We start from the raw sequence: 8,193 nt of genomic DNA on the forward strand, positions 1-8,193 counted from the left end.
CCCCCCAAAGGAACAGGTTCTTTGCCGTCTGCATTGTGATGGTACTTGCACCACGTGGCCTCTCGCCGTCGCTCAACGCCTCCACCTGATCCTGAAGCGCGTCCCACTCCACACCGTTGTTTTCGCAATAACCACTGTCTTCCGACGTAATCACCGATCTGATCAGGTTGGGAGAGATGTCTTCCAGAGGCACCCATTGGCGATCGACCCAAAGCAACTGAACATAGCGCCCGATCATCAGGGTACTGACCGGTGGAACAACGGAATAAATGACCGTCAGGATAGGGGGAAGAAGGATCAGGACCAGCAACAGCTGAAAAATCCGCTTGCGTACACCCCGCCAGAATGTGTGCTTGCCACGGGATGCCCTGCCACTTTCCGGCTTCTTCCGCGTTGCAGGCTTAACTCTTGCCATTCAATTCCCGTTCGTTGTCGACGATGAAGTCCCGAATGATGGGAACCGCATCGCGTTCCTTCGACAGAAGCAGTTGAAACACCATGTTGGATCCGTGCAGGAACCCCAACTCGACGGCGCAAAGATAGAACTCCCACATTCGGCAAAACGCCGCGTCATAGAGTTCCTGAGCCGCCTCCCGCTGTCTTTCGAACCTCTGCCTCCAGTCGCGGATCGTATAATAATAATGCAAGCGCAGGATTTCCGCGTCGCAGACCCATAACCCAAGTCGTTCCGTTGATGCAAAAACTTCCGACAGGGCCGGCACATAACCACCGGGGAAAATATACTTGCGGATGAACGGCCCGGTCGTTCCGGGTGGAGTCATGCGGCCAATCGAGTGAATGACCGCATAGCCACGTGCACTCAAGCAAGCCCGGATCTTGCCGAAATAGTCATCCAGATGACCGATCCCGACATGCTCCATCATGCCGACCGAGATGATCCGGTCGAACTCGCCTTCAAATTCACGATAGTCCTTCAGGACGAAATTCACCCGGTCTTCAAGCCCCGCTGCGCGAACACGCTCCTCTGCGATTTTAACCTGTTCGGGCGAAACGTTGAGCGACGTGACCCGGGCACCAGCTTCTGCCATGCGAATGGCAAGCGACCCCCAGCCCCCACCGATTTCCAGAACCTTCATATCAGGCTCAAGATCGAGTTTCGCGACCAGATGCGTCAGCTTTGCTGCCTGCGCGCTTTCAAGGCTTTCATCCGGGTCGCTATAATACGCACAGCTGTAATTCAGCCCTTCATCGAGAAACAGCCGATAGAGCTCGGTTGAAAGATCATAGTGGTGTCGCGCCTGCTTCTTGGCCCGCTCAACGCTGTTTTTCTGGTGATGCCGCCTGAACGCCTTCCAGCCTTTACGCAAAAACCCTTGCACCGGATGCGCACCGAGTGGTGCCCGATTGATGGAAAAAAGAAACATGAAGTCGTAGCACGTCGACCCTTCCTCCATAGTCAGCGTGCCGTCCATATAGGCTTCACCTGCGGCAAGTTCCGGATTGAAAAACAGCGACCGGTGCAGTTTCCTGTCATGCAGGCGGATCGTCACTGTCGGGCCATCTTCTCCCGAGCCGAATTCATGCAGCGCCCCGCCAGCGTCATAAACGCGCATCCGGCCACGCCTGATAAAGGACTTGAGGAGGCTCGACAGCAATTTCATGGGCCAATTCTCCGAAATGGAATTGAGTTAACGGGCCAGACAACGCCCCCGGGAAATGACGAAACAGTACAATTTTTTGAATTCCGGTCTTGACGATACAGGGAATTGGTTTCAGGGAAACCCGAACTTTGAAAAGATATTGTCATCCGGCCCGGAGCACAGAGTGACCCTTGATCTGAAAAAGCATCTGGCAGCGCAGGCCAGTCGTATCGAGACGGACCTGGACCGCATCCTGACCGATACTACGCTGGCGCAGGAAACTGTCCGGCCTCCCCGTCTGCTGGCAGCCATGCGGCACGGTGCCCTCAACGGTGGCAAGCGCCTGCGCCCTATCCTGGTTCTGGAATGTGCCAGACTGTTCGGACGGACGGACGAAGGCGTGCAGCAGGCAGCATGCGCACTTGAACTCATTCATTGCTATTCGCTGGTACACGACGACCTGCCCGCCATGGATGACGACGACTTGCGCCGGGGCCAGCCAACTGTTCATAAGGCCTTTGACGAGGCGACCGGCATCCTGGCCGGGGACGCGCTTCTGACACTCGCATTTGATATCATCGCCGAGGACCCTGTCCACTCCGATCCGGCAGTGCGTCTTCGCTTGTCACGCGAGCTCTCCAGAGCCGCCGGGATCGGCGGTATGGCGGGTGGTCAGATGCTTGACCTTCTGTCGGAACACCGCGACCGGACGGAAGAGGAAATTCGTCAACTGCAATCCATGAAAACCGGTGCATTGCTACGCTATGCCTGCCGGTCAGGCGCGATTTTAGCTAATGCGGGTGAAGACGATGTGGATCGTCTGACTCGGTTCGGTGAAATCGTCGGCCTTGCCTTTCAGCTCGCCGACGATCTTCTGGATGTCGAAGCGAGTGCGGAAGACATGGGCAAAGCGACAGGCAAGGACGCCGAAGCCGGAAAGGCGACTTTGGTCGGTCTCTGGGGTGTTGAGAAAACCCGGAACGAACTGGAGCGCCTGTCCCGGGACGCAGAGATGCTTTTGGGCACCTATGGCAGTTCAGCTGCGACACTGACTGCCATAGCCGGATTTATTGTCAATCGTTCGAACTGACCGATCCACCTGCGACATGGCGGCCGAAATCCGGTGCGTCGGTCTCCTGACCGGCTTCGATGATTGATCGGCGGATGCCGCGCGTCCGCGTGAAAAGATCGGACAGCAACTGGCCATCGCCCCAGCGGATGGCGCGCTGAAGCGCCGACAGGTCTTCCGAAAACCGCGCCAGCATTTCCAGGATAGCTTCCTTGTTGGCCAGACACACATCCCGCCACATGGTCGGATCGGAGGCCGCCAGACGCGTAAAGTCACGGAAACCGGATGCGGAATACTTGATCACCTGCGATTTGGTTACCGTTTCAAGATCATCCGCCGTGCCAACGATGTTATAGGCAATCAGATGCGGCAGATGAGACACGATCGCCAGTACAAGATCGTGGTGCTTGGGTTCCATCAGATCAACGTCCGACCCGCATCCCTGCCAGAAGGCGGTGAGCTTGTCGAGCGCAGCTTGATCGACATCCTCAGGTGGCGTCAAAATGCACCAGCGGTGATCGAAAAGGGTCGGGAACCCCGCATCCGGCCCGGATTGCTCTGTACCTGCAATCGGGTGGCCCGGAATGAAATGGACACCCTGGGGAACATGCGGACCGACATGCTCGACCACCGATCCCTTGGTTGAACCGACATCGGTCAGGATGGCACCTTTCTTGAGGGCAGGTGCAATCCATTTGGCGACGGCTTCATTGGCACCAACCGGTACACACAGAATCACAAGATCGGCGCCTTCGACTGCAACCGCCGCATCAAGCGCATAGGTATCCCCAAGACCCAGCTCTTCCGCCCGATGAAGGGTCGCGGGGGAACGGGTGGAAATTGCAATTTCCTTCACAAGTCCGCGCTCACGCGCGGCCTGGGCGATAGAAGAGCCGATCAGGCCGATCCCGATCAGGGCCATTCGCTCAAAGAGAGGGGCACCGGTCATATGTTTTTATCTGTCTTCAGGCTTGTTCCAGAAAGTCCTTCAGATGCGCAACAACCGTGCGGTTGGCATCTTCAGAACCAATTGTCATTCGAAGGGCGTTGGGAAGGCCGTAATTGGCAACCAGCCGCAACACGCAGCCTCTCTCCAGAAGATAGGCATCCGCATCATTTGCCCGCTTGCCGTCCTCGTCCGGGAAATGCACTAGCACAAAATTTCCGACACTCGGCGTTACCGTCAGGCCTAGCTTTTCCAACTCCGCCGTAACCCAGGGCAACCACTCATCGTTGTGTTCAACGGAGTCGGACACAAACTGGCGGTCTTTCACCGCGGCAATTCCGGCCGCGATGGCAACGCCGGAGGTGTTGAAAGGACCACGAATCCGGTGCAGAGCATCGATAACATGTGCCGGACCGAAACCCCAACCAAGACGCAGATTGGCAAGGCCGTAGATTTTGGAGAAGGTCCGGGTCATGAATACGTTTTCGGACGTCGCGGCAAGCGCGAGGCCACTCTCGTAATCATTCCGCCGCACATATTCGCCATAGGCCGCATCCAGGACCAGAAGCACATGAGCGGGTAATCCTTCGTGGAGACGCTTCACCTCCTCAAAGGGCAGATAGGTTCCGGTCGGATTGTTCGGATTGGCCACGAAAACCATCTTGGTTTTCTCTGTCACCCGCTCAAGAATGGCGTCGACGTCGGTCGTCAGATCCTTTTCGGGCGCCACAACAGGGGATGCACCCGCAGCCCGGATCGCAATGTCATACACCAGAAATCCGTGCTCTGAGTAAATCGCTTCATCGCCTGGACCAAGATAACAATAGGCGAGCAGGCTTAGAATTTCGTCGGAACCGGCGCCGCAGATAATCCGGTCCGGGTTCAGGCCATAGACTTCACCAATTGCCTTGCGCAGTTCGGTTGCCGCGCCGTCTGGATAGAGTTCCAGGGCTCGGGCAACTTCCTCAATCACGTGTTTCACCGCCTCGCTGGTGCCGAGCGGCGTTTCATTGGACGAGAGCTTGTGCAGGGTTGTTCCGTGGGATCCCTTGGATTTTCCAGGCACATAAGGTGCAATATCCAATACGCCCGCTTTCGGTTGCGGACGGTTCATCCGGGTCGCATCAGCTTGTGTCACTTTGGTCATCTCGTTCATTCCTGAGGCTCCCGCTCCTCGGCTTCAAAACCGTCTTCAGGATCGTTGTCGCCATCGATCGGCGCTGCATAGCCGCCGACACATCTCAAAACATCAGGCTCAGCACCAGCTGCTGTGCAGGCCTTCATAACATCTTCTTCTGAAAGTTCGCCGGAAATTGCCAGCAAGGCATCGACACCGTTTGCAGATCGGAAGAAGCTCAGCACTTCGATCCCCTGATCCATCAACCTGCCCGGCAAAATGTCGGACCAGCGCGCATCATAAACGGCAACATCCGCATTGTCGGCCAGACTGTCAGCCTTGGACAGGACCAGAGCAGGCAGGTCCGCAGGGCGATCCTCCAGCACCACGAAGGGCAAACGCGCTCTTACCAATGCCCCGGCATCGCTTAGCCCGCGCCACCAGGGCAGTTCGGCCCGATCGGCCAAGGCGACCAGTCCAATATCGCCATCCGAACTTCCAACGGCCCCGACGACATCCGCCGCGTCGCTTCCGGGAATAAGCTCGGCAGAAAAACCGAAGTAGAACCGTGCAAGATCGAGCATGTCGATCAGTTCCGCGCCGCCATCAAGAAAGATCGCCGTGTCGGCCTGCGCATCGCTGCAAGCGCAGATAATATCCCTCCAGATATGCTCCACCACGGCCAGTGGCAGATTACCCTGATGTCGCTCCACCATCTGACGCATCGAATCCGCGTCCCGCTCCGGATGAAACAGGGAAGCCGTCTGCCCATCGGATTCCTGCATGCCTCCAACCAAGGCCTCGGCTTCTGCACGCGCCATCAGCGCCTTATGAATTTGCGTGTCAATCTCATCGATACGCGTTCGCAACGCATCCAGCGACAGCCCGCTGTCCGGATTTTGAGACATGACAGGTTCCAGCCTTCGTTTGGGTTCAGCGGCGCATAGTCATAGGCATGTGATCGCGTAAAGGCAAAAGAAATCATTGACTCAGGTTGCTTCACGCGGCTAGCTCGCCAGTCTGATTGTTGCGCAATTCCCGAGGGCACTGCCTGCTGCTCGCCCGCACCCGGATTTCCGGCGCCCGCAATCGGTCATGATTTTCCGCTTCTGGACGAGAAAAACGCGCTTTAGATTGATGCCCGTCGACACCGAAAACCCAGCTTCGTCAAGCTCACAATCGCCTGAAGGTCTCAGGTCGACCGAAGCGGAAACGCCGTCCAGCAAGCTTGTTCAATTTTCCACCGAAGACCCTTTGGAACTGGACTCCGGCATCAAGCTGGCCCCTTGGCAGATCGCTTACGAAACCCATGGTGAGCTGAACGCGGACAAATCCAACGCCATTGTGGTCTGTCATGCCCTGACCGGTGACCAATATGTCGCTTCCACCAATCCGGTGACCGGAAAGCCAGGCTGGTGGACACTCATGGTCGGACCGGGCAGACCGATCGACACCAATCATTATTTCGTCATATGCGCAAATGTTCTCGGCGGCTGTCTCGGCACGACGGGCCCGGCAACGCTGGATCCGGCAACAGGTAAACCCTACGGTCTGGATTTGCCGGTAATTACCATTCGCGACATGGTGCGCGCCCAGGCGCGGCTGGTCGACCATCTCGGAATCGAGACCCTGTTTGCGGTGGTCGGTGGTTCCATGGGTGGAATGCAGGTGTTGCAATGGGCTGCCAGCTATCCAGAACGTGTTTTTGCCGCCATCCCGATCGCGGCGGCGGCCCGGCACACATCACAGAACATCGCCTTTCACGAGGTTGGCCGTCAGGCCATCATGGCAGACCCCAACTGGCGTGGCGGCAATTATATCCAGGAAGGCATGCGGCCCACCAAAGGCCTTGCCGTCGCCCGCATGGCTGCGCACGTCACCTACATGTCCGATGAATCTCTCCATCAGAAATTCGGCCGCAACCTGCAGGACAGGGACAATCTGACCTTCGGCTTTGATGCGGACTTCCAGATCGAAAGTTATCTTCGCCACCAGGGCATGACATTCGTGGATCGCTTCGACGCCAATTCCTATCTCTATGTGACCCGCGCCATGGACTATTTCGACCTGGCGCAGGAATTTGACGGATCGTTGCCCAACGCCTTCAAGGACACCAAAACCCGCTTTTGCGTCATGTCCTTTACCTCCGACTGGCTTTTTCCGACCTCGGAAAGCCGAAGTGTGGTCAAGGCCCTGAACGCGGCGGCAGCAAATGTTTCCTTTGTCGAAATCGAAAGCGACCGGGGACACGACTCCTTCCTGCTGGACGTGCCGGAGATGTTCGAAACGATCCAGGGTTTCATCACCGGCTCCGCGCGTGCCCGCGGACTACCGGCACCCGGAGAGGCGAGCTGATCCCATGAACCTTGCCCCTCACCAGACCCGGCCCGGAGAGGTTCGCGGCGACCACAGGGTTGTTGCATCGCTGGTTCCCGACGGTGCCCGCGTTCTGGACATCGGCTCGGAAGACGGTGCGCTTCTCGACCTGCTGGCTCGCGAACGTCAGGTCGATGGACGTGGTATCGAACTCAGCCAGGCCGGTGTGAACCGGTGCGTTGCTCGCGGTCTTTCCGTGATCCAGGGCGATGCCGACACGGACCTTGCGGATTATCCGGACCAGGCATTTGACATTGTCATCCTCAGCCAGACATTGCAGGCGACCCGCGAACCCAAGCAGGTGATGAGCGAGCTCCTGCGTATTGGCAGACAGGTGATTGTTTCCATTCCGAATTTCGCCCATTGGCGCAACCGCATGCAGCTTCTTTTCCGGGGCCGCATGCCGGTGACGAAATACTTGCCTTACGAATGGTATGACACGCCGAACATCCACTTCTGCTCGTTGCGGGATTTCGTTGAACTCTGCCGCGAGTTGAATGCCGATGTCGACAAGGCAATCGCACTCAGCGCCCGTGGCAACAAGATTCCGGTCAATGCCCCCTGGTGGGTCTGGAACATTGTTGCGGAACAGGCAGTCTTCTTGCTGAAACGGTGACTTTCGATCGCTTCGGGTAAACCCGCACTGCCCGCAGAAAACGCATTTCGTTCAGCTGATGCGGTCAGAGCGGCCTGATGGTCTTGATATGCGGGTTCGATGATGACTGGTCACCCTGACCGGCTTCAAGCCGGTTGCCACCCCTTCGGGAAGGAACACAGGACGCAGATCGCGCAAACGACTGCGTTTTCCGTCCGCAGGCAGGCTCTGAAACACGACTTTTTCCGCTTCCACGACCAGCACTCCGCCGAAGGCCGGCCAGATCCTGCGGCCGATACCCTCCCAGGTTCGTGCAGCGCGCAGGATCGTGCGCTTTTTGGATGGCGGCATGAACAGGGCTTCCTTGTCATCCAGCACATTGAACTGGCAGCTTTTCAAGAGGTCCTTCAACTGGCGTCCGGAATAGGGACGTCCATAGCCGAACGGCGACAGTTCGGACTGCGCCCAAAGACCGCGCCGGTTGGGAAC

The 8,193-nt window shown here is 57.5% G+C and carries 8 protein-coding genes and 1 pseudogene; 3 read left to right on the forward strand and 6 right to left on the reverse strand.

The features are described 5' to 3' along the window. Positions 1-415 (reverse strand): transglycosylase domain-containing protein (locus tag K5905_RS21360; protein WP_297587492.1); only part of this gene is annotated, 415 nt, incomplete at its 3' end. Beyond that, the gene (locus K5905_RS21365; protein WP_297587494.1) at positions 402-1,622 is read right to left on the reverse strand and encodes a cyclopropane-fatty-acyl-phospholipid synthase family protein; all 1,221 of its coding nucleotides are present in this window, start codon (positions 1,620-1,622) and stop codon (positions 402-404) included. The genes K5905_RS21365 and K5905_RS21360, both read right to left, overlap by 14 nt. A 208-nt stretch (positions 1,623-1,830) precedes the next feature. On the opposite strand from K5905_RS21365, the gene K5905_RS21370 reads away from it, so the two are divergent. Then, a complete protein-coding gene (locus tag K5905_RS21370) occupies positions 1,831-2,691 on the forward strand; it encodes a polyprenyl synthetase family protein (RefSeq protein ID WP_297587509.1) in 861 nt (286 codons plus the stop codon). Here the strand turns inward: K5905_RS21370 and K5905_RS21375 are convergent. Genes K5905_RS21375 through K5905_RS21385 form a run of 3 tightly spaced genes read right to left on the reverse strand, consistent with a single transcriptional unit; the run spans position 2,675 to position 5,641 of the window. Next, positions 2,675-3,619, reverse strand: a complete 945-nt coding sequence (locus K5905_RS21375; RefSeq protein ID WP_297587496.1) for a prephenate/arogenate dehydrogenase family protein — start codon at positions 3,617-3,619, stop codon at positions 2,675-2,677. The two genes, K5905_RS21370 and K5905_RS21375, sit on opposite strands and share 17 nt — an antisense overlap. Before the next feature lie 16 nt (positions 3,620-3,635). Then, positions 3,636-4,772, reverse strand: a complete 1,137-nt coding sequence (gene hisC / locus K5905_RS21380; RefSeq protein ID WP_297587499.1) for a histidinol-phosphate transaminase — start codon at positions 4,770-4,772, stop codon at positions 3,636-3,638. Then, complete coding sequence (locus K5905_RS21385; RefSeq protein WP_297587502.1) at positions 4,769-5,641, reverse strand: chorismate mutase; 873 nt, start codon at positions 5,639-5,641, stop codon at positions 4,769-4,771. Before K5905_RS21385 ends, hisC begins: the two co-directional genes overlap by 4 nt. A 229-nt stretch (positions 5,642-5,870) precedes the next feature. Here K5905_RS21385 and K5905_RS21390 point away from each other — a divergent pair, with 229 nt between their 5' ends. After that, positions 5,871-7,088, forward strand: a complete 1,218-nt coding sequence (locus K5905_RS21390) for a homoserine O-acetyltransferase (protein ID WP_297587504.1) — start codon at positions 5,871-5,873, stop codon at positions 7,086-7,088. Between the two features lie 4 nt (positions 7,089-7,092). Beyond that, positions 7,093-7,725, forward strand: coding sequence for a methionine biosynthesis protein MetW (gene metW, locus K5905_RS21395; protein WP_297587506.1), 633 nt, complete (start codon positions 7,093-7,095; stop codon positions 7,723-7,725). 51 nt (positions 7,726-7,776) lie between these two features. On the opposite strand, the pseudogene K5905_RS21400 reads toward metW, so the two are convergent. Beyond that, a pseudogene (locus K5905_RS21400) lies at positions 7,777-8,193 on the reverse strand (methyltransferase type 11); the annotation flags it as partial.

Origin of the sequence: Roseibium sp., from assembly GCF_025698965.1 — a bacterium.
Lineage (GTDB): Bacteria > Pseudomonadota > Alphaproteobacteria > Rhizobiales > Stappiaceae > Roseibium.

Coding starts and splice junctions, on each gene's coding strand:
- K5905_RS21385 (WP_297587502.1), bottom strand. CDS start 5,641: ATGTCTCAAAATCCGGACAGCGGGCTGTCGCTGGATGCGTTGCGAACG.
- K5905_RS21390 (WP_297587504.1), top strand. CDS start 5,871: ATGCCCGTCGACACCGAAAACCCAGCTTCGTCAAGCTCACAATCGCCT.
- hisC (WP_297587499.1), bottom strand. CDS start 4,772: ATGAACGAGATGACCAAAGTGACACAAGCTGATGCGACCCGGATGAAC.
- K5905_RS21375 (WP_297587496.1), bottom strand. CDS start 3,619: ATGACCGGTGCCCCTCTCTTTGAGCGAATGGCCCTGATCGGGATCGGC.
- metW (WP_297587506.1), top strand. CDS start 7,093: ATGAACCTTGCCCCTCACCAGACCCGGCCCGGAGAGGTTCGCGGCGAC.
- K5905_RS21365 (WP_297587494.1), bottom strand. CDS start 1,622: ATGAAATTGCTGTCGAGCCTCCTCAAGTCCTTTATCAGGCGTGGCCGG.